The organism is Photobacterium aquae (assembly GCF_001029445.1).
Taxonomy (GTDB): Bacteria; Pseudomonadota; Gammaproteobacteria; order Enterobacterales; family Vibrionaceae; genus Photobacterium; species Photobacterium aquae.
In genome coordinates this window covers 68,955-92,072 of record NZ_LDOT01000005.1, presented here as the reverse complement: position 1 = coordinate 92,072, position 23,118 = coordinate 68,955, and the positions used below count along the sequence as shown (strand labels likewise).

Genomic DNA, 23,118 nt, shown 5'->3' with positions numbered 1-23,118 from the left:
CTTACGCCTCACTGCCATCCGGCACGAACACGTAACCCAAGCCCCAGACCGTCTGGATATAGCGCGGACGGCTCGGATCCTCCTCGACCATCCGGCGCAGACGGGAGATCTGGACATCGATGGAACGCTCCATCGCCGAATATTCTCGGCCGCGGGCCATGTTCATCAGCTTGTCGCGCGACATCGGCTCGCGGGCGTTGGTCACCAGTGCCTTGAGCACGGCAAACTCACCCGAGGTTAACGGCATCGGCTCCTCGCCACGGAACATCTCGCGGGTGCCTAGGTTGAGGCGGAACTCGCCAAACTCAATCACCTTGCTCTCGACGCTCGGCGCACCCGGGGCTTCGACAGTCTGGCGACGCAGCACCGCACGGATACGGGCCAACAGCTCACGAGGATTGAACGGCTTTGGCAGGTAATCATCGGCACCGACTTCCAACCCGACAATCCGGTCGACCTCGTCGCCCTTGGCTGTCAGCATCAGGATCGGCAGCATGTTGTTGGCATTGCGTAGGCGGCGGCAGATCGACAGGCCGTCTTCGCCCGGCAGCATCAGGTCAAGCACCATCAGATGGAAGTTCTCCCGCGACAGCAGACGATCCATCTGCTCGCCGTTGGCTACGCTGCGCACCTGAAAGCCCTGCTCGGACAGGTAACGCTCAAGCAGCGCGCGCAGGCGCATGTCATCATCCACAACCAGAATCTTATAATTTTCCTGCATAGTTCACCTTACTTGCATAGACAGGTTCTATCGAAACTGTCTCTGTTAAAACGGTATCTGTCAAACTGTAGCTAGTGTACTTGAGCGACCCAGCGGGTAGCTGAATTTTGCCGCCAAAACAGAAGCAAAATTGTTACTGAGTATGTCCGTACCGAGGCTCTCGCCACGTTGCCAAGCGGGGAAGCAGCGGGCCAAAAATCTTTCCTTTTCCCCATAAACTAACCTAAATTCAAAGAACTATCCAAAACAATACCGGATGTTAGCGTAAACCCTTGATCTTGGCCTCGTCCCGCAGGAGGATAACCACCATGACCGAGCTGTTCAGCTTTCATCAACCTCTCAGGAGCCGGACCGAACCATGAAAACCAACCTGATCACCCGCGAAGGGTACGACAAGCTCAAGCAAGAGCTCGATTTCCTGTGGAAGGAAGATCGCCCGGAGGTGACCAAAAAGGTGACCTGGGCCGCCAGCCTGGGTGATCGTTCGGAGAATGCCGATTACCAGTACAACAAAAAACGCCTGCGCGAAATCGACCGGAGGGTGCGCTACCTGCGCAAGCGCCTCGAGCAGGTTCAGGTCGTTGACTACTCGCCGCAGCAGGACGGCAAGGTGTTCTTCGGGGCCTGGGTCGAAATCGAAAACGATGCCGGCGATACCCTCCAGTTCCGCATCGTAGGGCCGGACGAGATCTACGGCCGCAATGACTATATCTCCATCGACTCGCCGATGGCCCGGGCCATGCTCAAAAAAGAAGTCGACGACGACTTCGTGGTCAACACCCCGGCCGGGCGCAAAGAATGGTTCGTCAACAGTATCCGCTACCGCTGACACAGTACTAACACCCAACACCTTGCCTATGCCCCGTTCCCCCGTAAAATGGGGCTATCAACGACAAAATGAGATACAACGGAATGAGCAACACGATCAACCAGACGATTGCCCAAGAACTGGCGGTGCGCCAGCAGCAAGTCACGGCAGCCATCACCCTGCTTGATGACGGCAACACGGTACCCTTCATCGCCCGTTACCGTAAAGAAGTAACCGGCGGGCTGGACGATACCCAGCTGCGTACCCTGGAATCACGCCTTGGCTACCTGCGCGAGATGGAAGACCGCCGTCAGGTGATCCTCAAATCGATTACCGAACAAGGCAAGCTGACTGCCGAGCTAGAAGCGGCAATCAACACCGCCGACAGCAAGACGCGCCTCGAAGATCTCTACCTGCCTTATAAACCCAAGCGCCGCACCAAGGGCCAGATCGCCATCGAGGCAGGCCTTGAGCCGCTGGCCGACAGCCTGTGGAACAACGCCGGCCAGCAGCCAGAGCACGCCGCCGATGCCTTTGTCGATGCCGACAAGGGCATCTCCGATACCAAGGCAGCACTCGACGGCGCCCGGGCGATCCTGATGGAACGCTTTGCCGAAGATGCCGGACTGCTGGAAAAAATCCGCCGCCAGCTGCAGAACAATGCCGAACTGACCTCCCGCGTCGTAGCAGGCAAAGAAGAGGAAGGCGCCAAGTTCAAGGACTACTTCGAGTACAACGAAACCCTTAAGCGCATTCCCTCCCACCGTGCGCTGGCCCTGTTCCGCGGCCGCAACGAAGGAATTTTGCAGGTGTCGCTCAATGCCGACCCCGGCCAGGACGAAAATGTCCGCGGCTCCTACTGCGAGGTGATGATCGCCGAGCACTACGGCGTATCGCTGGGTACCCAGCCTGCCGACAGCTGGCGCAAGCAGGTGATCAGCTGGGCATGGCGGATCAAGATCCTGATGCACATGGAAACCGAGCTGATGGCCGCCCTGCGCGAGAAGGCCGAGGACGGCGCGATGCAGGTGTTTGCCGACAACCTGAAAGATCTGCTGATGGCCGCACCGGCTGGCCCACGCGTGACCCTTGCCCTTGACCCGGGCCTGCGGACTGGCTGTAAGGTCGCCGTGGTCGATGCCACCGGCAAGCTGCTCGACACCGCGACGATCTACCCGCATACCGCCAAGGCGCGAGTGGCAGAGGCTGAGGCCACCGTACTGGCACTGCTCAACAAGCACCATGTCGATCTGATCGCCATCGGCAACGGCACGGCCTCGCGCGAGACCGACAGCTTCGTCGCCGCCCTGCTAAAGGCCAACAACCTGAAGATCCAGAGCGTGATGGTCAGCGAGGCCGGAGCCTCTGTTTATTCGGCTTCCGAGCTGGCCGCCAACGAATTCCCTAACCTCGACGTATCGCTGCGCGGGGCGGTGTCTATCGGCCGCCGCCTGCAGGATCCGCTGGCTGAGCTGGTGAAAATCGACCCGAAATCGATCGGGGTCGGCCAATACCAGCACGACGTCAGCCAAAGCATGCTGGCCAAGCGCCTCGATGCGGTGGTGGAAGACTGCGTGAACGCCGTCGGCGTTGACGTCAACACGGCCTCGCCGGCCCTGCTGACCCGCGTGGCAGGCCTCAACCCGACCATCGCCCAGAACATCGTTAGCTACCGCGATGAAAACGGCCGCTTCGACAGTCGCACCACCCTCAAGAAAGTCTCGCGCCTCGGGCCAAAGGCCTTCGAACAGTGTGCCGGCTTCCTCCGGATCATGGGCGGCAAGAACCCGCTCGACAGCTCCGCGGTACACCCGGAATCCTATGCGGTGGTCAAGAACATCGCGGCGGCCAACGGCAAGCCGCTTGATGCGATTATCGGCAACAGCGAATTCCTGCGCGGCCTCAAGGCCGCCGACTATACCGACGAGCAGTTCGGCCTGCCGACCGTGACCGATATTATCGGCGAGCTCGACAAGCCAGGCCGCGACCCGCGTCCCGAGTTCAAGACCGCAACCTTTGCCGATGGCGTCAACGAGGTGAAGGATCTGATCCCGGGCATGGTACTGGAAGGGGTGATCACCAACGTCACCAACTTCGGTGCCTTCGTCGATGTCGGCGTTCACCAAGATGGCCTAGTCCATATCTCGGCGCTGTCGGACAAGTTCGTCTCCGATCCGCGCGAGGTGGTCAAGGCGGGTGATATCGTCAAGGTGAAAGTGATGGAAGTGGATCTGCAGCGCAACCGCATCGGTATGTCCATGCGCCTTGGCGACGAGCCGGGACAGGACAAGCCAGCCCGCAAGGCCCAAGAGCCGCGCCCGGCAGCCGGCAGCAACCGTTCGCCACGCCAGAGCACTCCTCGCCAGCAGGACAACGGCGGCAATGCGATGGGCGGTGCCTTTGCCGCGGCCTTTGCCAATGCCAAGAAGAAATAACCGGGCGTAACTGAAGCCCAGAAACGAAAAAGCGAGTGCCTGGCACTCGCTTTTTTTCTTGCTGGCTTTTCATCTCCGCTCAAATCACAACCACATAGTCATTCGGCGGATTGGGGATAGTCGACAGGGCATATTTATGGGTTACCACCCCTTTGGTCCGTTCGGCTTCGCTGATGGTGGCAAGCGCCTCGAGCAATTCTCGCGGCAGCTTGATGTGCATGCTATAGCCAAGGCTGGAGGACTCCGGCAGGTAACTTCCGGCAGAGAGCTGCTTGATGATCCGCTCCAGCTCTTCGCTGTAACGAATAACATGGCTGTTCCCCTTGGAATCGGCCAGCTCCTCTTTAATCGCCTGACGGCGGTTTTTCTCTTCACTGCCAAGCGGCCGCTGGCGGTTCGCCGCCACCATTTCGCTAGGCGGGGTGATCTTCTTCCGGACGCGATTATCCCGTGCCGCCTGCTCGGTGGGCGGATTGACCGACGGGGCCAAGTTGGGTGCACCTACGTGCGCGGGGGTTACCAGCATGTCACAGCCCTCCCCCCATGGTTAGCCACTACACCGAATGCCGTCAGGGATACGGGGGGAGAGCACACCGCTGCACAATGGCCGACAATACAGTTGCAACCGTTCCCACCACAGATATGCTGCGGCAGACTCGTCAGGCTATCTGAGCCCCCCGAGGTGAGCTGTCCAATTGTCATGATGAATCTCTATCAGTAAGGGCAAATCCCGTCTTCAACTATATCGACAGAATGCACGTAAAGTTTAAACCTTACCATGCAATTTCCCGCTCATCTGCTAAGCCGCGCGGCCCGTCACCAAAAATGGCAGCACAGCTTCCAAAAAGGCATCTGGGTGGGAAACAAACGGGGCATGGGATGCCTTGCCCAACACATGGCTCTGTGACAACGGGGCCAGCAGATCGGTATCCGCCGCCACCTTAACCGGAACCAGACCGTCGAGGCGACCGTAAACCCGTAACCAGGGCTGCTTGACGTCCGCGACCCGACCTCGCAGATCCTCGTCAGCCAAAATATTCAGCCCCCCGGCAAGGGCATCCTGGCACGGCGCCGGCCTTGACAGCACATGGTCCTTGAGCTGCTTGATATCACGTCTTGCCGACGGGCTGCCCATTGCCTGCAAAGCCATGAAGCGCTCGACCGTCCCCTTGAAATCGTCCCTCAGCTGATGGCGAAAATCCACCAGCACCTCGGGCTTGATCCCGCGCCACCCTTCCGAGGCCGCAAAACACGGGGAACTGGCGACCGTCACCAGCCGGCTCACACGCTCCGGGGCCTGCAGGGCGGCCTCGGTGGCAACAAGCCCCCCCAATGACCAACCGAGCCAAGCGGCCGATGGCGGCGCCGATGCCAGCACGGTCTTGGCAATCTCAGGCAATGCCTGTGACGGGAAAGGCTGGCTATGGCCATAGCCGGGAAGATCCACCACATGAACCTTGTGATGCTCGGCCAATACAGGAAGCATCGATTGCCATACGGCCCCGTTCATCCCCCAACCGTGAATGAGAACCAGATCGGAACCCTGGCCGTAAGTTTCCCAATGTAGCTTGGCTGTCATTTACACTTCCTTCATGTCATTGCCGCAAGAGAACCAGAATGTTATCGCCATTCCCCGCCATCGCCAACTTTCTGCGCCAGTCGCACCGCTGCCAGCTCTGCCAATTGCCGACCCCGCCGCCGCACGACTACTGGTGCCCAGACTGCCGGGCCCGGTTTGCCGAGCTCCCCTACTGCCAACACTGCGGGGCAACCCATCACCACACAACCCCCTATTGCGGCGCCTGCCTTCGCGATCCCCCGCCGTGGCAGCGCCTCTACCGGCTCGGCGAATACCGCTTCCCGCTCGACCAGCTGATCCGCCAGCTCAAATTCCGCCGCCACTTCTGGCTCGCCAAACCGCTGGCCTTGGCGCTGGCCCCCCAAATCACCGCACCGGCCCCGGTCCTGCTCCCGGTACCGCTCCATCCCCTGCGACACCTCAGCCGAGGCTTCAACCAAAGTACCCTGATCGCCCAGCCCCTCGCTAACACACTCGACAGCCAGTGCCTCCCCAGGGCCATTCGCCGGGTTCGCCATACCCCCTACCAACGCCTGCTGACCAAGACCGAGCGCCGCCACAACCTGAACCACGCCTTTGCCCTGAACAATACAAGGCTTCCACGCCACGTTGCCCTGGTCGACGACGTCGTCACCACCGGCAGTACCCTCTCGGCCCTTTGTGTTTTGCTGCACGGCCAAGGCGTCGAGCGCATTGATATCTACTGCCTCTGCCACACCCCCGCCATCCGCTGAGAGAATATTGGTGAAAACTCACCTGAACCCGTACCAAAATCATAGTTACAACGATTAAGGGGTGATAGAAAGGCCATCTCAGAGTAGAATAAAATTAATCTTACTAATTAAGTCAGGTATTACGTCGTGTCTATGATTACTATTTCTGAAGCTGCTCAACAACACTTCGGCAAGCTTTTGGCCCAACAGCCGGAAGGCACCAATATCCGAGTGTTCGTGGTGAACCCTGGTACGCAAAACGCTGAGTGCGGTGTTTCCTACTGCCCGCCAGAAGCGGTAGAGGCCACGGACACAAAAATCGATTTCGACCTATTTTCAGCTTTTGTCGATGAGCTGAGCCTGCCGTTTCTGGCAGATGCGGAAATTGACTTCGTCACCGACAAGATGGGCTCGCAGCTGACCCTGAAAGCGCCAAATGCCAAAGTGCGCAAGGTCGCTGACGATGCACCGTTGATGGAGCGTGTCGACTACGTGATTCAGACTCAGGTCAACCCACAGCTAGCTGGCCACGGCGGCCACGTTTCGCTGTCAGAAATCACCGAGGACGGTATTGCCATCCTTCAGTTCGGCGGCGGTTGCAACGGCTGTTCGATGGTTGACGTGACCCTGAAAGAAGGGATCGAAAAAGAGCTTCTGGCACAATTCCAGGGCGAGCTGACTGGCGTTCGTGACATTACCGAGCATGCCCGCGGCGAGCACTCTTACTACTAACGTCCGCCCAGCTATAACCACAAGAAACACAAACGGGAGCCACGAGGCTCCCGTTTTTTATACCGCTGGGCATGAATAACATTCACGCCAAATACCAAAACACCCGCTCGAGGCGGGTGTCAGGTCAAACTGCAATCTGAAAATATAGCGACTCTTAGCACGCCAGAGCTGACGCAAAGCCGTTATGTTTTCAGGTTCCCTTTGTCAGGCTTTCACCACCGTAATGGTCACATGACGACGTCCCCAGTTACGGGCAGCCTGAACGTTTTTACCCATGTAGATATCAATTTTATTGCGCCAGCGCTTGTTCATTTTATCCAACACCACGTACTCACCCGGCAGCCCGGAAATCTTGACGCGGGTACCGCGTTTGAAGCCTCGTCCCAACAAATCACGGGAGACCGCAATGGCTTTCATCCCCGGCTTTAGCCGATCGCCCCAAGCCGCAATGCTCGGGTTGGAGTTAGTCTGGGCCCGCAACGAGTTATACGCTGTTGCGGTTACTTTGTAGCTCTTGCCCTGGATCCCCGCCGCTGCCGGCAGTGCCCAACTCAGTGTCATTACCGCGACAACAAATGCGATTATTGCCTTTTTCATCGACTCTCCCCTATTTCAAAGTGGTCGCAATTTAACCAGATCGATATAGGCTTGGGTAGTTTTTTTTGCCGAAAAAACCACCAGACATTAGGATAAAATCCTAACTCCCTGTTTGTACTAACAGGATTCAAGGAAAATATTTTTCTGCCATTGGTAAGCAAATATTACCGCCAGCGCCAGCCCCCTCATCGCCAAGAAACAAAGCATAGCCGCCCACAAGGCATGGTTCCCCCACTCTGAAAACAGCCACCAAATCATGAAGAAACAAGAGGTTGCAACAAACATGCTATTTCGCATCTCGCGTCCGCGAGTGGCACCGATAAACACCCCGTCAAGCAAGAAGCACCACATGGCCACCAGCGGCACTGCCGAGAGCCACGGCAGGTAACGCGCGGCCTCTTCCCTGACGGCAGGAATATCGGAAATAAGGGCAATGATCTGGCTGCCGAACAGAACAAACACCAGCGTCATCAGCACGGATATCACAAGACTCCAGAACGTCGTGCCGATCAGGGTCCGGCCCAGCTCGCCGCGGCTGCGGGCACCGATTGCCTTACCGACCATCGCCTCCATCGCATAGGCAAAACCGTCCATCGCATAGGACACCAGCATCAGGAAACTCATGAGTACGGCATTGGCCGCCACGGTGTCGTCCCCCAGCGTTGCCCCTTGGAAGGTCATGAAGGTAAACGCCAATTGCAGGCACAAGCTGCGCAGGAAAATATCCCGGTTTAGGCGGAGCAGCCGCCCCATCCCATTGCTCACCGACCCCAGCTTCTCGCGCCAAGCCGGCAGGGCATGGGCCAGCCAATGCCGAGAAACGAACCACAGGCCCAAAATCAGGCCGCTGTATTCTGCCAGCACCGAGGCCAATGCAGCCCCCTGCACCTTCCAACCGAAACCGATCACGAACAGTATGTCCAGCACGATATTGGCGACGTTGGTGATAATGAGCAGCCACATCGGGCGTCTGGCATTCTGGGTGCCGAGCAACCACCCCATAATGACAAAATTGGCCAATGCCGCCGGGGCCCCCCAGATCCGGATAGAGAAATACTGGGCGGCATAGGTTTTGACCGCGTCGCTGGCCTCGCTGAACTGGAATATCCAGCCCGCCACCGGCTGATGGAAGGCCACCAGCAAAAGCGCCAACAGCCACGCCAGGGCCAGCCCCTGCACGAACACCTCGGCTTGGGCATCCTTGTCACCGGCACCGAATGCCTGGGCGCTCAAGCCCGTGGTCGCCATCCGCAAAAAGCCCAGCAGCCAGAACGTCACGTTGATCATGGTACCGCCGACAGCCACCCCGCCGAGATACCATGCCGAATCCAGATGCCCAATCACTGCCGCATCAACCAATCCCAGCAGGGGGACGGTAATATTCGATAGCACCATCGGCAGCGCCAAGGCAAATACCTGACGGTGTAGTGTTCGGTCTCGCAAAGCAGTCAGCACAGTAACCTCATTCAGCTGGCAATCACACAATACGATTATCCGGCCTCATGGGGAAAATAAAAAGCCCCGGCGATCGAGCCGAGGCGAAGAGCGTAGGACGGCAAGCCTATCAGGGTGCAAGCAGGCCCGTCAGCCAGTGGTCGGCCAACAACACCACAAACAACCCCAGCAAGTGCCAGATAGAATATTTGAACGTTGCCCAGGCATAGCCGGGCTGATCGGCAAATTTCAGTTTCAGGGCATAACCGACAAAGCCGACATTGAGCAAGGTACTGCCCGCCAGATACAGCCACCCGCTCATCCCGGTCAGCCAGGGCAGCAGCCCGACCATCACCAGCATCACGGTATAGAGCAGCACCATGGTCTTGGTGAAGCCGATCCCGTGAGTAACCGGCAGCATCGGGATCCCAGCCTTGGCATAGTCATCCCTGCGGTGGATCGCCAACGCCCAGAAATGGGGGGGCGTCCAAGTAAATACCAGCATCACCAGCAGCAATGCATGCGGGTCAAGCTGCCCTGTGACCGCGGTCCAGCCCAACAGCGGCGGCGCGGCCCCCGCCAGTCCGCCGATCACGATATTCTGCGGCGTGGCATGCTTGAGCCAGACCGTATAGACCAGCGCATACCCCACCAAACTGGCCAGTGTCAGCCAAGCGGTCAATGCGTTAAGCTGCCACAGCAGGGCAAAACCGGCCACCATCAGCACCGACGCGAACGCCACCGCCCGGCCGGTCGTTACCCGCCCCTTGGCCAAGGGACGGTGGTGGGTACGGGCCATCTGGGCATCGAACCGGCGATCCAGCACATGGTTGAAGGCCGCCGCCGCCGCCGATTGCAGGCCGATCCCCAACAAGCCAAGCACCACCGCCTCGGCAGGCGGGATCCCCGGTACCGCCAGACACATCCCGACGAGCGCCGTAAGCAGAAGCATCGCCACGACCTTGGGCTTGGTCATGGTTAGGTAATCTTGCCAGATCCGTTTTCTCGCCACCCCGGACGATGATTTCATCCCGCCCTTGGCGGCCAGTGTCAATTTAGCCATTGCTCGCGCCCTCCCTTGCTTCCTATACCTTGTCAGCCCAGCCCCTTATGGGCCGGACAACACAGACTCTATCCCCGCCGCCCTATCGTCCCGACAGGACGCGGCCACGAGGCCCGAAGGGACCAGCGCGATCCCATCCGGTACAGCTGATAATTCGCCGCCACCAACAGCAGGACCAATGCCAGCCCGGTAACATTATGGGCAACGGCAACAGCCAATGGCAGGCTGGCCACCACATTGGTGATCCCGAGGGCAACCTGCAGCCCCAGCACCGCCACCAACGCCACGGACCAGCGCCGCAGGCTGGGGCGTCGCCATAACCCGGCGGCGAGCAGGAGCAGCACCGCCGCCGTCACCACCGCCCCGATCCGGTGGGCGACATGGATCGACACCCGCTGGGCGTAATCGAGCACCCCGTACTGGTAGCTGTCATGCTCTGGCTGGATCAGGCGGAAGGCCGTCACGTCGAACTGCTGTTGCCAGTCCACCTCGCAAAACGGCAGCTGGGTACACACCACCGCAGCGTAATTAGCCGCAGTCCAGCCTCCCAAGGCAACCTGACCCACCACAATCACCAACCCTAAAGCCGCCAGCAACTGTAGCCCCTTACCCGGGGCCGACGCAGACAGCATAGAAGGAACAGATCGGGGGGCCAGCCTGAGTCGCAACAACAGCAGCAGGGAAGCCGTCGTGAAACCACCGAGTAAATGCCCCATAACCACCACAGGCATCAGCGCCATGGTCACCGTCCACATTCCCAGCACGGCCTGAAACACCACCAGCACCAGCAGCATTGCCGGCAAACGACGCGGCAACCCCGGTTGGCGCCAGGCCATGATATTGATAGCCAGAATCAGCAACCCCAAGGTACCCGCAACATAGCGGTGGATCATCTCATTCCATGCCCTTGCCAAATCGATAGGGGCATCGGGAAAGCGAACCTGTGCCAATTGCTGATCGGCAGCTGTCTCCGGCACCCCGGCAAAACCGTAACAGCCGGGCCAGTCTGGGCACCCCAACCCAGCCTCTGTCAGCCGGGTGTATGCCCCGAGTGCAATGACCACCAAGGCGAGAAGAAAGGTGATACTCACCAAACGCTTGAATCCATCCATTGCCAATTCCTCCCCCAGTCACCCTATCTTCGAGACTTTCAGCAGCCGCTTGAGATCGCGCAGCACGTCCTTGCCCTGTGCCAATATTTCTGCCTTGCCGCTCACCAACGGGTACGCCATCATCACATTACCAAGCGGATCTGCGATATAAATGGCCTCACCGCCAAATTCTAGATGGCGGAACACATCAAGCTGATCGTCCCGAGCCAGCTCAAGCCGCACCCCGGCCAATTGTTTCGGCTCCACGTCTGCCTGTGCTAATTCCAGTGAACCAACCAACAAGACGCTCCCGACCCGCGTCTTGCCGGCCCCCATCGCCTGTGGGATCTGACGCAGGTTGAACAAGGCACCCTGGCAGCGCGCATCACACTGCTCCGGCATCAGGTAGACTAGCTTCCACTGCTCCGCCTCCGCCAACCATGCCGCACTCAGCGGCTGCTCGAGCAGGTGCCCGCGATTGGTCACCCCGCCCTGATACCAGTTCAAATCAAGGATCAACTTGGCCAGCCCCACCGGCAGGACAAATACCAGCAACATCAGCACCAAGGCTGTTTTTCCCTTCATTATTCGCTCCCTCTAGGTCTTGCCTCGCCGCAGCCACCACAGCGCCAGACCGCTCACGGCCACCGCCATCAAGAACCACTGCAAAGCATAGGCATAATGCTTGTGCGGCCCCATTACCACCGGCGTCCATGTCTGCTCCAAGGCCACCGGGCTCTGCGGGTCGATTTGCAATATCCAGGGCTGGAGCACCAGCCCCATGTGCATGCTAAGCGCCCCGGTGTTGAGGTTCTGCACCCGCAACGGGTAACTGTCTTCCAATGTCTCGGGGGATAGCTCAAGCAGGCTAGATGGCGGGGCGATAATTCCGCTCACCAGCACCTCCCCGTGGTGCTCGGGCAACACCGGCATCTGCTCGCGGTAGGCCGGTGCCGGGATCCACCCGAGGTTCACCAACAACCATTGCCCCTCGACGTCAAACGGATAAAGGACATGGTAGCCGACCCGCCCCCGGTAAATCTGGTTATCGAGCAGCAGGGCACGGCTGTGATCGAAGCGCCCCCGCAAGGTAAGGCTGTACCAACGGGGGTCAGGCGGAAGACTGGCCAGGCTGTAGTACATCTGCTCACTACGAAAGTCCAAGGCATGCCCGAGGCTCTCCTTCTCCTGCGCCCTTGATATCTGCCACATCCCCAGCTTGACCAAGGTCGCCAGCACCGCCACCGTAAAGATCACAAAACCAATTCTGCGCATCCCTCTCCCCGTCGTTGCACCTACACTTCTAGTAACAACCATCCCCTCCGGAGTCGAACTATGCTGCTAAAAGCCCTGCTTGTGATCCTGCTTGCTTTTATCATCCTCAATCTGTTCCGCGCCTTGCCGATGATGCTCAAGAGCGGAAGCGACTCCGGCAGCAAGGCTGCCCCCAAAACACCGAGGATGTCGCGCTATCTCGGCTGGCGGATTGCCATTTCCGTTGTCCTTTTTGCCCTGCTGCTATTGGCGCTGGCCAGCGGTTATATCACCCCGAACCCACGCCCATACTGAGCTCCTCACAGGATATAGACAAACACAAACAGGCCGAGCCACACCACGTCAACAAAGTGCCAGTACCACGCCCCGGCCTGAAAGGCGAAATGCTTCTCAGGGGTGAAGTGTCCGCGCAAAACCCGCAGCCAGATAATAAACAAAATCACTGTCCCCAAGGTCACATGAAGGCCGTGGAACCCCGTCAGCATGAAGAAGGTATTGCCGTACGTCCCCGCATCCAGCGTCAAACCCATGTCCCGGTAAGCATGGATATACTCCACCCCCTGCAGGTAGACAAACAGGCTGCCGAGCAGCACAGTCAGGAGCAGGAACAGCGTCAGCCGGGGCCGGTTGCCTTGCTCCAGCGCGGTATGGGCAATATGGATGGTGACCGAGGACGTCAGCAGGATCAGGGTGTTATACAACGGCAGCCCCAGCGGGCCCATCGCTTGCGTTTCACCACCGGCTGGGGTTTTGACCAAGGGCCAGTGGGCAATAAATTCCGGCCACAACACGGCCTGGGTCATCTCATTGTTACCGGCACCGCCCAACCAAGGCACGGCGATCATCCGGACATAGAACAGCGCCCCGAAAAAGGCGGCGAAAAACATGACCTCGGAGAAAATGAACCAACTCATCCCCTGGCGGAAAGAGCGATCCATCTGCTGGCTGTACAGCCCCCCCATCGACTCATGGATGACGTCACGGAACCACCCCGCCAGCATAATCAGCAACAGGCCGACCCCGCCGAGCAGCAGCCAGGGGCCCTGCCCGCCAAACAAATTGCCCACGGTTGCCCCCGCCCCCATCGCGATCAGGAACAGCGCCACCGCTCCCACTATCGGCCAGGCACTCGCCTCGGGCACGTAGTAGGGCTCGGGGGCCGGATGCTGCTCGGGAGGAAGGGTCTGGTCATGCTCGGTATAAGGATTTGCCATGATTCAGCCTCATTGGGTTTTTACCGCGGGATCCGCCTTGGCGCTGTACAGGGTGTAAGCCAGCGTCAGGGTCGTGATATCGGACGGCAGTTCAGGGTCGACGTAAAAAATCAGTGGCAGCGAGGCGCTCTCGCCGCCCTCAAGCGGTTGGTGGTTAAAGCAGAAGCATTCGATCTTGTTGAAATACTGGGCTCCGAGCCCCGGACTGACCGACGGAACAGCCTGCCCAACGCTGCTGGCCTGCGACAGATTGCGAGCCCGGTAGTTAATCGTATGGGTCTGCCCCGGATGGACCACCAGCGTGGTCACCTCAGGCTCGAACTCCCATGACACCCCGGGGTTGATATAGGCGACGAACTCCACCGTGATCGCCCGGCTACGATCGACACGCTCACTGGCGGCCGCCTCGGTATCCGCCGTCTTGCCGTTGATCCCCGTGATGTCACAAAACACGTCGTAGAGCGGGACCAAAGCAAAGGCAAAACCGAACATGGCAACCGATGCCAGAACCAGAGACCAGAAGGTCCGGCGGCCAGCGGGAGATTTGGGGGTCTGATCGGCCATATCGCCTCCTAGTCGACTTTGGGTGGTGTCGAGAACGTATGGTGCGGCGCCGGTGACGGCACGCTCCACTCCAGCCCCTCGGCACCGTCCCACGGCTTGGCCGCGGCCTTCTCACCGCCACGGACGCACTTGACCACCACCGCGAGGAATATCAGCTGGGACAGGCCGAACAGGAACCCGCCGATGCTGACCACCGCATTGATATCGGCAAACTGCAGCGCATAGTCGGGGATCCGACGCGGCATCCCGGCCAGACCGAGGAAGTGCATAGGGAAGAAAAGGATGTTGACCGAGATCAGCGAGCACCAGAAATGCCACTTCGCCAGCTTTTCATCGAACATATGGCCGGTCCATTTCGGCAGCCAGTAATAGGCCGCGGCCATAATCGAGAAGATGGCGCCTGAAACCAGCACATAATGGAAGTGGGCCACCACGAAATAGGTGTCGTGGTACTGGAAATCGGCCGGCGTGATCGCCAGCATCAGCCCCGAGAAGCCGCCGATGGTGAACAGGACGATGAAGGCGATGGCAAACAGCATCGGCACCTCGAAGGTCAGCGATCCGCGCCACATGGTCGCCACCCAGTTGAACACCTTAACCCCAGTCGGCACCGAGATCAGCATGGTGCAGTACATGAAGAAGAGCTCGGCCGCCACCGGCATCCCGGTGGTGAACATATGGTGGGCCCAAACCAGAAAGCTCAAGCCGGCGATCGAGGCAGTGGCGTACACCATCGAGCTGTAACCGAAGAGCTTCTTGCGAGAAAACGCGGGGATAATTGCCGAAATAATACCGAAGCTCGGCAAAATCATGATGTAGACCTCGGGATGGCCGAAGAACCAGAAGATATGCTGGAACATCACCGGATCCCCGCCCCCGGCTGCGTCGAAGAAACTGGTACCGAAATACTTGTCCGTCAGCACCATGGTGACCGCGCCGGCCAGCACCGGCATCACCGCGATCAGCAGGAAGGCGGTGATCAGCCAGGTCCAGACGAACAGCGGCATCTTCATGTAGGTCATCCCCGGCGCCCGCATATTGACGATGGTCACAATCACGTTGATCGCCCCCATTATCGAGCTAATCCCCATGATATGGATGGCAAACACGAACAGGCCGGTACTCTCCGGGCTGTAGGTGGTCGAGAGCGGTGCATAGAAGGTCCAGCCGAAATTGGGGCCGCCACCCTCCATGAACAGCGACATCAGCAGCATCGAGAAAGCAAACGGCAGGATCCAGAAACTCCAGTTGTTCATCCGCGGCAGTGCCATATCCGGCGCACCGATCATCAGCGGCACCATCCAGTTGGCCAACCCGGTAAAGGCCGGCATCACCGCGCCGAAGACCATGATCAGACCGTGGACCGTCGTCATCTGATTGAAAAAGTTCGGCTCGACCAGCTGCAAGCCGGGCTGGAACAGCTCGGCACGGATCACCATCGCCATCGCCCCGCCAATCAAGAACATCGCGAAGCTGAACATCAAGTAGAGGGAGCCGATATCCTTGTGATTAGTGGTCAGCAGCCAGCGCCGCAATCCACTCGGGTGATGGGCATGATGATGCTCTTGCTCCGTGCCCGCCTCGTCAACCGTCTGCTCGCGCAACATATCCGTCATCGCTATTCTCCCCTATAGCTCTTCGCCATTCATCACCGCCTGGATCTCGGCTGCCTGCACAGCATCGCCGGTATTGTTGCCCCATGCATTGCGCTCATAGGTGATCACCGCCGCCAACTCCTTGAGACTCAGCTGCGGCCCGAACGCCTGCATTGCCGTCCCGGCCTGACCGTGAACGACAACGCTGATGTGCTCCAGCCGCGCCGCAGGATCCACCGACACCCCTTGGCCGGCCAATGCCGGGAAGGCCCCGGGCAGACCCTGTCCGTTGGCCTGATGGCACATAGCACAGCGTGTGGTATAAACCTTTTCGCCAAGCGCCATTAGCTCGTCCATCCCCATCTGCATATCAAGCAGGCGCTGCTCTTCCTCTCGCGCCTCGCGCTGGGCCGTCCGGGTGGCCTGTAGCCACTGGTCGTAGTCCGTCTGGGACTTGGCAATCACCACAATCGGCATAAATCCGTGGTCTTTCCCGCACAACTCAGCACACTGGCCACGGTAGATACCGGGCTCGTCAATCCGGGTCCACGCCTCATTGATAAAGCCGGGGTTGGCGTCCTTCTTCACCGCAAAATCGGGCACCCACCAGGAATGGATAACATCCTGCGAAGTGATCAAAAAACGCACTTTCTTACCGACAGGCAGCACCAGCGGGCGGTCGACTTCCAGCAAGTAGTTGTCGCGCTTGTCGCGCTCGTTGGCGATTTGCGCCGAGGTGGTAGCAAGGAGGGAGTAGAATTCGACCTCTTCGTCGAAGTAACGATAGTGCCATTTCCATTGCGAACCCGTGACCTGTACCGTCATGTCAGGCTTGGAGGTATCCTCCATCGCCAGCAGCGTTTTGGTGGCCGGAATCGCCATCAGGATCAGGATGACGAACGGGATCAAGGTCCAGACAATTTCCACCTTGGTACTTTCGTGGAAGGAAGCAGCCACTGCCCCCTTAGACTTACGATGGTGGATGATGGCCCAGAACATCACGCCGAAAACCACCACCCCGATCGCCACGCAGATATAAAATATCGTCATGTGCAGGTCGTAAACCTGCTGGCTCACCGCCGTGACCCCTTGGGTCATATTGAGCGGCATGGACTGGGTATCGGCCAGAGCCGGCATGGCTACCAGACAACACAGCAGAAAGCGGATCATCTCCCGGTTCCCTCCTCATCCTTTTCCTATATATAACTACCGATCCGTTGCGGAAATGGTTCAGATCAGCAGAAAAATACTGACACATCCAAAGCAGCAATCAGTTCCGCCAACCGTGCCATTAACAGTTTATTTACATTCAACTTAGGACAGAAATGCGACAAAGCGCAATAAAATTGCAGCAAAAAACTTGCCTTTTCATTCCGATGACACAGGAGATCACCAAGACTATCGACAAGGAAGGTAGCGGGGAAATGGAGGGGGCTGCGAATTCACAGCCGAATATGCAAGAGGACCGGGAGAAGGCGATATTTCACCCCGGGGAAACGGGAAAGGCAACGCTGCCACAACCGCCAGCGACGGCAGCCGGTGTCAAACGGACTGAACCGCCCGACAGGCTCAGCCCAAGGCAGCCATGCCAGCAGCTGCTGCTGAGGATCCCGCAGGGCATGGCCGTAATGGCCCCTGACACCCAGCCGATCAGCCAGCGGGCTGGCGCACCAGTCACCAGCTAACACCAAACACATTTCAAGTCGGCCAAAATGACAGGCCGCCGACTGGAGGAAGCCGGAAATCACCGGGGCGGAATAAGCCAGCATCGCCTGATCGCACACCAGCATCACCGGCGAGCCGGACATGGCCGGCAGCAACTGGAGCCAATCAAGCTCCTCTAGCGAGCCTGGCAGCATCCGATAGCGTTCGCTGCGGTGAAACAAGCGCTGGCGCCACAACAGATGCTCGGTAACGTCGATATCGAACCAGCGGCAACGGCCATTATCAATGCGATAGAAACGGGTATCTAGCCCCCCACCCAGATTGAGGATCACCCCGTTGGGATGACGGCGCAGAAAATCCTGCACCCGGCGATCCCCTTGCAGGGTCAAGCTGGCATGCAGCAACTGTTGCTCGGTCACATTACCGCGCAGGCATTCGGGGATCAGGGTACATTGGCTGCAGGCGACAGCAGCGACGGGATCATAAAGCAGGCGATCATCAGCCAAGCTTTCTCGGCTACGAAGCCAAAGCGGCTGAAGCAGCTCGGACGGAATATCAAAGCGGGATGGGCCAGTCATTATCACCTCCAGAAACCTACAAGGAGATGATAATAACTCTCATTAGCAGTTGCAAACCTTGACGGAAAATAATTCCGGTTTACATCCAGTCGCTACTGCGGATAACCCCAACAGCCAAACCTTCGATGGTCAGGTGCTGGCAGTTCAAATCCACGAGGATCGGCTCGAACTCTTCGTTTTCAGCATGAAGCAGAACCTGCGAGCCCTTGCGCTCGAGTCGCTTAACGGTTACGTCCTCATCGACTCGGGCCACGACAACCTGCCCGTTACGAACATCCTGCGTCTTGTGGACCGCCAGCAGGTCGCCATCCATGATACCGATGTCTTTCATGCTCATCCCGTTCACCCGCAGCAGGAAATCAGCACGCGGCTTGAACAAGGACGGATCAACATCGTAATGGGTCTCGACGTGCTCCTGAGCCAGAATCGGCTCTCCGGCAGCAACCTGTCCGATCAGCGGCAAGCCACTCACTTCGGGTTCTGCAGTCTGAATAAGACGGATACCGCGAGAGGCTCCCGGTATAATTTCAATCACTTCTTTACGAGCGAGCGCCTTGAGGTGCTCCTCGGCGGCATTGGCAGATCGGAAGCCGAGTTCACGGGCTATTTCAGCGCGTGTTGGCGGCATTCCAGTATCGTCAATTTTTGCTTTGATCAATTCAAAGACTTCTTGTTGGCGCGGCGTTAACGGCTTCATCACTTACCCTGTCTTTTTATACAGTCTACTGTGAGTATATCCAGTGTCAACGCGGTTGAAAAGGCTATTGCCTAGGAAAACAACAATTTTGCCGCTAAATCGCCACTCTGATGTAGGCTCTGACCTACACTTTGATCGCCACTCGGCGCCGAGCAAGCCGTAACATTCAGGAAATGCAGCAAAAACACAATAAAAATGTCATGTAACTGCAAGTATGTGCTAATTCGCTGCTAATGGCAGGGGGTTTTCTGCTATCCTTGCCGCGCATTAAGAATTCGAGGCTAGTAAAAGATATGTCAAGTTGGCAGAAGATCTATCAAAAGTTACTGGATTTGCCGCTTTCTCTGCTGGTTAAAACCCATTCAATTCCGTCCAATCCGATTGCGGATCTGGAACTGGACCCGGAACGCCCGATTGTTTATATCCTGCCGTTCCGCTCCAATACCGATTTAATGACCCTGCGCAAGAGCACCGCGATGCTGGGGTTGCCCGACCCGCTGTCACCGTTGGAGATCAACGGCCAGTCATTCGTCCGCTACGTGTATATCTCCGACGGTCCGCGCCTGTTCGCCGAAAAAGGCGAGTTGCCGCAAGAGTCCATCGAGCTATTCACCGCCCTGCTCGAGCAGCATAAGCAAGACGGCGAGCTCGATATCCAGGTCGTTCCGGCATCGATCCTGTGGGGGCGCCAGCCGGGCAAGGAAGACAACCACCGCCCGATCCTGCGTCCGCTCAACGGGCCGGAGAAGTTCATCACCATCGTGGCCCACGGCCGCGATTGCATGGTACGCCTGAGCCCGGCGGTTTCGCTGCGCTACATGGCCGACCACCACGGTACCGACGACTCGATCGCCAACAAGCTGGCACGGGTTGCCCGTATTCACTTCTCGCGCCAGCAGCTTGCTGCGTCTGGGCCGAAGCTGCCTGACCGCCAAGCCCTGTTCAAGCGCCTGCTGGCCTCCAAGGCCATCGAGAAAGTTGTGGCCGAAGAAGCCGCCAGCCGTGATGTGCCGATCGAGAAGGTCCGCAAGGAAGCCGTCGACATGATGGAAGAGATCGCCGCCGATTTCTCCTACTCGCTGATCAAGCGGGGCGAGCGCTTCCTCGGCTGGTTGTGGAACAAGCTCTATCAGGGCCTGAACATCAACAACGCCAAGCAGGTACGTCGCCTAGCCCAAGACGGCCACGAAATCGTCTATGTTCCCTGCCACCGCAGCCACATGGACTACTTGCTACTGTCCTACGTGCTGTACCGGGAAGGATTGGTTCCGCCGCACATCGCTGCCGGCATCAACCTCAACTTCTTCCCGGCCGGGCCGATTTTCCGCCGGGGCGGCGCGTTCTTCATTCGCCGTAGCTTCAAGGGCAACCGCCTCTACTCGACGGTATTTCGCGAGTACCTTGCCGAGCTGTTTGCCAAGGGCTATTCGGTCGAGTACTTCAGCGAAGGCGGCCGCTCCCGAACCGGCCGACTGCTACCGGCCAAAACCGGCATGCTGTCGATGACTATCCAGGCGATGCTGCGCGGGCTCAACCGACCTGTCACCCTGGTGCCTGTCTACATCGGCTACGAGCACGTCATGGAAGTGGCAACCTACGCCAAGGAGCTACGCGGCAAGCGCAAGGAAAAAGAAAACGTCGGCCAAGTGCTGCGAACCCTGCGCAAACTCCGCAACCTGGGCCAAGGCTACGTCAACTTCGGTGAGCCAATCTCGCTGAACCAGTACCTCAACGAAAACGCGCCAGAGTGGCACAAGGACATCGACCCGATCGAACCACAACGCCCTGAATGGCTAAACCCGGTTGTGAACGGCTTGGCCAACAAGATGATGACCCACATCAACGATGCGGCGGCAACCAATGCCCTGACCCTGTGCGGTATGGCGCTGCTTGCCTCGCGCCAGCGTGCCCTGAGCCGTGAGGATCTCGAACAGCAACTCGAGTGCTACCTGCAGCTGCTGCGCAACGTACCGTACTCGCAGCAGTTCACCATTCCGGACAACAACGCCAAGGAAATGGTCGAGCATGCCCTCGAGATGGACAAGTTCCTGGTCGAGCGCGACAGCCTCGGGGAAATGGTCTCGCTCAACCGCGAGCAGGCGATCCTGATGACCTACTACCGCAACAACATTATCCACTTGTTTGCGCTGCCGTCGCTGATTGCCAATATCGTTATCCACCACCAGCAGCTCGATATCAGTGAAATTCAAGCCCAAGTCGCCCGCCTGTACCCGTTCCTCAAGGCCGAGTTGTTCTTGCGCTACAGCGATAATGAGCTGGCTGCGGTAGTCGATGCCCAGATCAACGAGCTGGTTCGCCAGCGCCTGATCCTGCGCGACGGCGATATCATCAGCCTCAACAACTCCCGGATTGGCCCGCTGCACCTCTTGGCACGCACCATTTCCGAGACGTTGCAGCGCTATGCCATCGCCCTGACCCTGCTCAACTCCGAGCCGCAGCTGATGAAGAGCGACCTCGAGCAGCAGAGCCAGATGATGGCCCAGCGCCTGAGCCGCCTGCACGGCATCAACGCGCCGGAGTTCTTCGACAAGGGCGTCTTCGCCATTCTGGTCAAGACCCTGCGCGAGGAAGGCTACCTCAACGAGGACTGCCACGCGGTATCCAAGCCGGTCCAGATCCTGGCCGAGCAGCTCGCGGCCCAAGTCTCACCAGAGGTGAAGCTGACCATCCAAGCGGTAATGAACCGCGAAGAGCGTCAGGAAGACGAGCCAGAAACAGCTTGATTCCCGCCCTTCCTTGAACAAAAAAGGCTGCCATGATGGCAGCCTTTTTCTTTGGCCTGATAGCACGGACAAAAAAAGCGCCCCAAGGCGCTTTTTTATCGGCACGTCGATAAATTTAACCAACCAGACAAAGGCTGACGGTAATACCGACAAATACCAACATACCGACATAATTGTTGTTGAGGAACGCCTTGAAGCAGGGTTCACGCTCACGATTGCGGATCAGCATCTGCTGGTAGACAAACAGCGACGAGGCCAACAGCAAGAACCAGTAATACCATTGCGGCAAGGCCTTGAGTGCCCCGACCCCAATAAGCAAAACCAGAGTGCCGAGCTGAAGCAAGCCTATGCCCATTTTGTCATAGCGGCCCAGCAAAATAGCCGTCGACTTGATCCCAACCTTGAGGTCATCGTCGCGATCAACCATCGCATACTGGGTATCGTAGGCCACCGTCCACAGAATATTGGCAACAAACAGCAACCAGGCGACGGCCGGGACCTCACCCGCCTGTGCCGCATAGGCCATCGGGATCGACCAACCGAACGCCACCCCGAGCACCAGTTGAGGCAAATGGGTATAACGTTTCATAAACGGATAGGCCGCCGCCAGCCCAAGGCCGACCACCGACATCATGATGGTCAGGCTGTTCATGGTCAGCACCAACAGGAAAGAGACCAGTACCAGCAAGGCAAACAGCCCCAGCGCCTCTCGCTCGGAGACCTTGCCTGACGGCATCGGCCGCTGTGCGGTTCGCTTGACGTGGCCGTCAAAATTGCGGTCAGCAAAATCGTTGATCACACAACCTGCTGCACGCATGAAAATCACGCCCAAGACGAAAACCAGCATCACACCAGGATCGGGCATGCCATCGGCTGCCAGGAACAACGCCCACAATGTCGGCCACAGCAGCAATAGGCTGCCGATCGGTCGGTCGAATCGGGCTAGCTGCCAAAAGGCCCTTGCTTTTGTCATCTCCACGCTTGGGTCTCCTTATACATCGGCGCATCCTGCAAAAATACTTCCGCCACCAGCAGCGGCTTGCCATTGAGCCACAACCGCGAACGGCGAGCCCATAATCCCGTTTCCCCGCCAGCAATACGCGCGATTTCCAACGCATCCCTCCGCGCACTGCGATCGGTAAACACCCGGAACCCGAGCGGCATCTCGCCCAATTCGGCCAAGTCGCGCTCCTGCCCGGTCAGGGTGGTCATCGGGATCAGGGTCCGGGCGTACACCCACGGCACCCCGTCTCCCAGCAGCACCACCTTGCGCTGAAGGCAATCCACATCACCAATCAGCGCCCGCTCGTTCGGCACCAAGCAAGAATGCTCCAGCATCCCCTGCTCAACCAGCGACACGGTAAAATGCTCGCAATGGCGCTCAAAACGGCGCGAGAGCGAGTCCAGTTCCAGCAACCAATGCCCAAACTCATTCCCTTCCAACTGCATGCTCTGGGCTGCCTGCCAATGGGCACTTTCTAGCAAGGGATTGTACAACTGATTGAATTTCGACATCTTTCCAATAAAAAACGACTACCTACCAAGGCAAAAGCTTGGTAGTTCAAGGTTAATTGATTACCATGAGGAAACACTATTGTAGCAAGCCGTAACCA

General features: G+C 58.3%; 24 protein-coding genes. 6 read left to right on the top strand and 18 right to left on the bottom strand.

All coding sequences use genetic code 11. The features are described 5' to 3' along the window. Nucleotide 1 precedes the first annotated feature (1 nt). Nucleotides 2-721, bottom strand: a complete 720-nt coding sequence (gene ompR / locus ABT56_RS04945; RefSeq protein ID WP_047877758.1) for an osmolarity response regulator transcription factor OmpR — start codon at nt 719-721, stop codon at nt 2-4. Nucleotides 722-1,079: 358 nt separating this feature from the next. Here ompR and greB point away from each other — a divergent pair, with 358 nt between their 5' ends. Together greB and ABT56_RS04935 are read left to right on the top strand one after the other, a co-directional pair. Next, on the top strand, nt 1,080-1,550 hold the full coding sequence (gene greB, locus ABT56_RS04940) for a transcription elongation factor GreB (RefSeq protein WP_047877757.1): 471 nt from the start codon (nt 1,080-1,082) through the stop codon (nt 1,548-1,550). Nucleotides 1,551-1,633: 83 nt separating this feature from the next. After that, on the top strand, nt 1,634-3,964 hold the full coding sequence (locus tag ABT56_RS04935; protein WP_047877756.1) for a Tex family protein: 2,331 nt from the start codon (nt 1,634-1,636) through the stop codon (nt 3,962-3,964). 79 nt (nt 3,965-4,043) lie between these two features. On the opposite strand, the gene ABT56_RS04930 is transcribed toward ABT56_RS04935, so the two are convergent. The 3 genes from ABT56_RS04930 to bioH all read right to left on the bottom strand — a co-directional run bounded on the left by ABT56_RS04930 (nt 4,044) and on the right by bioH (nt 5,543). After that, nucleotides 4,044-4,490, bottom strand: coding sequence for a hypothetical protein (locus ABT56_RS04930; RefSeq protein WP_047877755.1), 447 nt, complete (start codon nt 4,488-4,490; stop codon nt 4,044-4,046). After that, complete coding sequence (locus ABT56_RS23850) at nt 4,481-4,666, bottom strand: hypothetical protein (RefSeq protein ID WP_157037779.1); 186 nt, start codon at nt 4,664-4,666, stop codon at nt 4,481-4,483. The genes ABT56_RS04930 and ABT56_RS23850 overlap by 10 nt, the downstream gene beginning before the upstream one ends. A gap of 97 nt (nt 4,667-4,763) precedes the next feature. Further along, the gene (bioH, locus tag ABT56_RS04925; RefSeq protein ID WP_047877754.1) at nt 4,764-5,543 is read right to left on the bottom strand and encodes a pimeloyl-ACP methyl ester esterase BioH; all 780 of its coding nucleotides are present in this window, start codon (nt 5,541-5,543) and stop codon (nt 4,764-4,766) included. A gap of 38 nt (nt 5,544-5,581) precedes the next feature. Between bioH and ABT56_RS23510 the strand changes: the two genes are divergently transcribed. Further along, nucleotides 5,582-6,277, top strand: coding sequence for a ComF family protein (locus ABT56_RS23510; protein WP_084722160.1), 696 nt, complete (start codon nt 5,582-5,584; stop codon nt 6,275-6,277). Between the two features lie 132 nt (nt 6,278-6,409). Further along, complete coding sequence (gene nfuA, locus ABT56_RS04915) at nt 6,410-6,988, top strand: Fe-S biogenesis protein NfuA (RefSeq protein WP_047877752.1); 579 nt, start codon at nt 6,410-6,412, stop codon at nt 6,986-6,988. Nucleotides 6,989-7,192: 204 nt separating this feature from the next. Here the strand turns inward: nfuA and ABT56_RS04910 are convergent, their stop codons facing one another. From ABT56_RS04910 to ABT56_RS04885, 6 genes are all read right to left on the bottom strand, one after another. After that, on the bottom strand, nt 7,193-7,585 hold the full coding sequence (locus tag ABT56_RS04910) for a 3D domain-containing protein (RefSeq protein WP_047877751.1): 393 nt from the start codon (nt 7,583-7,585) through the stop codon (nt 7,193-7,195). A 117-nt stretch (nt 7,586-7,702) separates the two neighbouring features. Further along, nucleotides 7,703-9,040 carry an MATE family efflux transporter DinF gene (gene dinF / locus ABT56_RS04905; protein ID WP_047877750.1) on the bottom strand — a complete coding sequence of 446 codons (1,338 nt, stop codon included), beginning with the start codon at nt 9,038-9,040 and terminating at the stop codon, nt 7,703-7,705. 109 nt (nt 9,041-9,149) lie between these two features. Continuing rightward, entirely contained in the window at nt 9,150-10,082 is a 933-nt protein-coding gene (gene cyoE / locus ABT56_RS04900; RefSeq protein WP_047877749.1) for a heme o synthase, read from the bottom strand. A gap of 68 nt (nt 10,083-10,150) precedes the next feature. Continuing rightward, a complete protein-coding gene (locus tag ABT56_RS04895; RefSeq protein ID WP_047877748.1) occupies nt 10,151-11,194 on the bottom strand; it encodes a COX15/CtaA family protein in 1,044 nt (347 codons plus the stop codon). Between the two features lie 18 nt (nt 11,195-11,212). Then, entirely contained in the window at nt 11,213-11,758 is a 546-nt protein-coding gene (locus ABT56_RS04890) for a hypothetical protein (RefSeq protein ID WP_047877747.1), read from the bottom strand. 12 nt (nt 11,759-11,770) lie between these two features. Then, complete coding sequence (locus ABT56_RS04885; protein ID WP_047877746.1) at nt 11,771-12,448, bottom strand: SURF1 family protein; 678 nt, start codon at nt 12,446-12,448, stop codon at nt 11,771-11,773. A gap of 60 nt (nt 12,449-12,508) precedes the next feature. On the opposite strand from ABT56_RS04885, the gene ABT56_RS04880 reads away from it, so the two are divergent. Next, nucleotides 12,509-12,742, top strand: coding sequence for a DUF2909 domain-containing protein (locus ABT56_RS04880; protein ID WP_047877745.1), 234 nt, complete (start codon nt 12,509-12,511; stop codon nt 12,740-12,742). Nucleotides 12,743-12,747: 5 nt separating this feature from the next. Here the strand turns inward: ABT56_RS04880 and ABT56_RS04875 are convergent, their stop codons facing one another. The 6 genes from ABT56_RS04875 to lexA all read right to left on the bottom strand — a co-directional run bounded on the left by ABT56_RS04875 (nt 12,748) and on the right by lexA (nt 18,761). Then, the gene (locus tag ABT56_RS04875; RefSeq protein ID WP_047877744.1) at nt 12,748-13,662 is read right to left on the bottom strand and encodes a cytochrome c oxidase subunit 3; all 915 of its coding nucleotides are present in this window, start codon (nt 13,660-13,662) and stop codon (nt 12,748-12,750) included. Between the two features lie 9 nt (nt 13,663-13,671). Next, nucleotides 13,672-14,226: a cytochrome c oxidase assembly protein gene (locus ABT56_RS04870; RefSeq protein ID WP_047877743.1), complete on the bottom strand. Its 555-nt coding sequence runs from the start codon at nt 14,224-14,226 to the stop codon at nt 13,672-13,674. Between the two features lie 8 nt (nt 14,227-14,234). Continuing rightward, on the bottom strand, nt 14,235-15,842 hold the full coding sequence (gene ctaD, locus ABT56_RS04865; RefSeq protein ID WP_047877742.1) for a cytochrome c oxidase subunit I: 1,608 nt from the start codon (nt 15,840-15,842) through the stop codon (nt 14,235-14,237). Between the two features lie 12 nt (nt 15,843-15,854). After that, nucleotides 15,855-16,991, bottom strand: coding sequence for a cytochrome c oxidase subunit II (gene coxB / locus ABT56_RS04860; protein ID WP_084722158.1), 1,137 nt, complete (start codon nt 16,989-16,991; stop codon nt 15,855-15,857). Nucleotides 16,992-17,263: 272 nt separating this feature from the next. Further along, the gene (locus ABT56_RS04855; RefSeq protein WP_047877741.1) at nt 17,264-18,064 is read right to left on the bottom strand and encodes a class I SAM-dependent methyltransferase; all 801 of its coding nucleotides are present in this window, start codon (nt 18,062-18,064) and stop codon (nt 17,264-17,266) included. 79 nt (nt 18,065-18,143) lie between these two features. Then, nucleotides 18,144-18,761 (bottom strand): transcriptional repressor LexA, encoded by a 618-nt coding sequence (gene lexA, locus ABT56_RS04850; protein WP_047877740.1) that lies wholly within the window; start codon nt 18,759-18,761, stop codon nt 18,144-18,146. Between the two features lie 293 nt (nt 18,762-19,054). Here lexA and plsB point away from each other — a divergent pair, with 293 nt between their 5' ends. Beyond that, the gene (plsB, locus tag ABT56_RS04845) at nt 19,055-21,505 is read left to right on the top strand and encodes a glycerol-3-phosphate 1-O-acyltransferase PlsB (protein WP_047877739.1); all 2,451 of its coding nucleotides are present in this window, start codon (nt 19,055-19,057) and stop codon (nt 21,503-21,505) included. A 115-nt stretch (nt 21,506-21,620) separates the two neighbouring features. Here plsB and ubiA read toward each other — a convergent pair whose 3' ends face one another. Beyond that, nucleotides 21,621-22,484 carry a 4-hydroxybenzoate octaprenyltransferase gene (gene ubiA / locus ABT56_RS04840; RefSeq protein ID WP_047877738.1) on the bottom strand — a complete coding sequence of 288 codons (864 nt, stop codon included), beginning with the start codon at nt 22,482-22,484 and terminating at the stop codon, nt 21,621-21,623. Further along, nucleotides 22,475-23,020, bottom strand: a complete 546-nt coding sequence (locus ABT56_RS04835) for a chorismate--pyruvate lyase family protein (protein WP_047877737.1) — start codon at nt 23,018-23,020, stop codon at nt 22,475-22,477. The genes ubiA and ABT56_RS04835 overlap by 10 nt, the downstream gene beginning before the upstream one ends. Between the last annotated feature and the right edge of the window lie 98 nt (nt 23,021-23,118).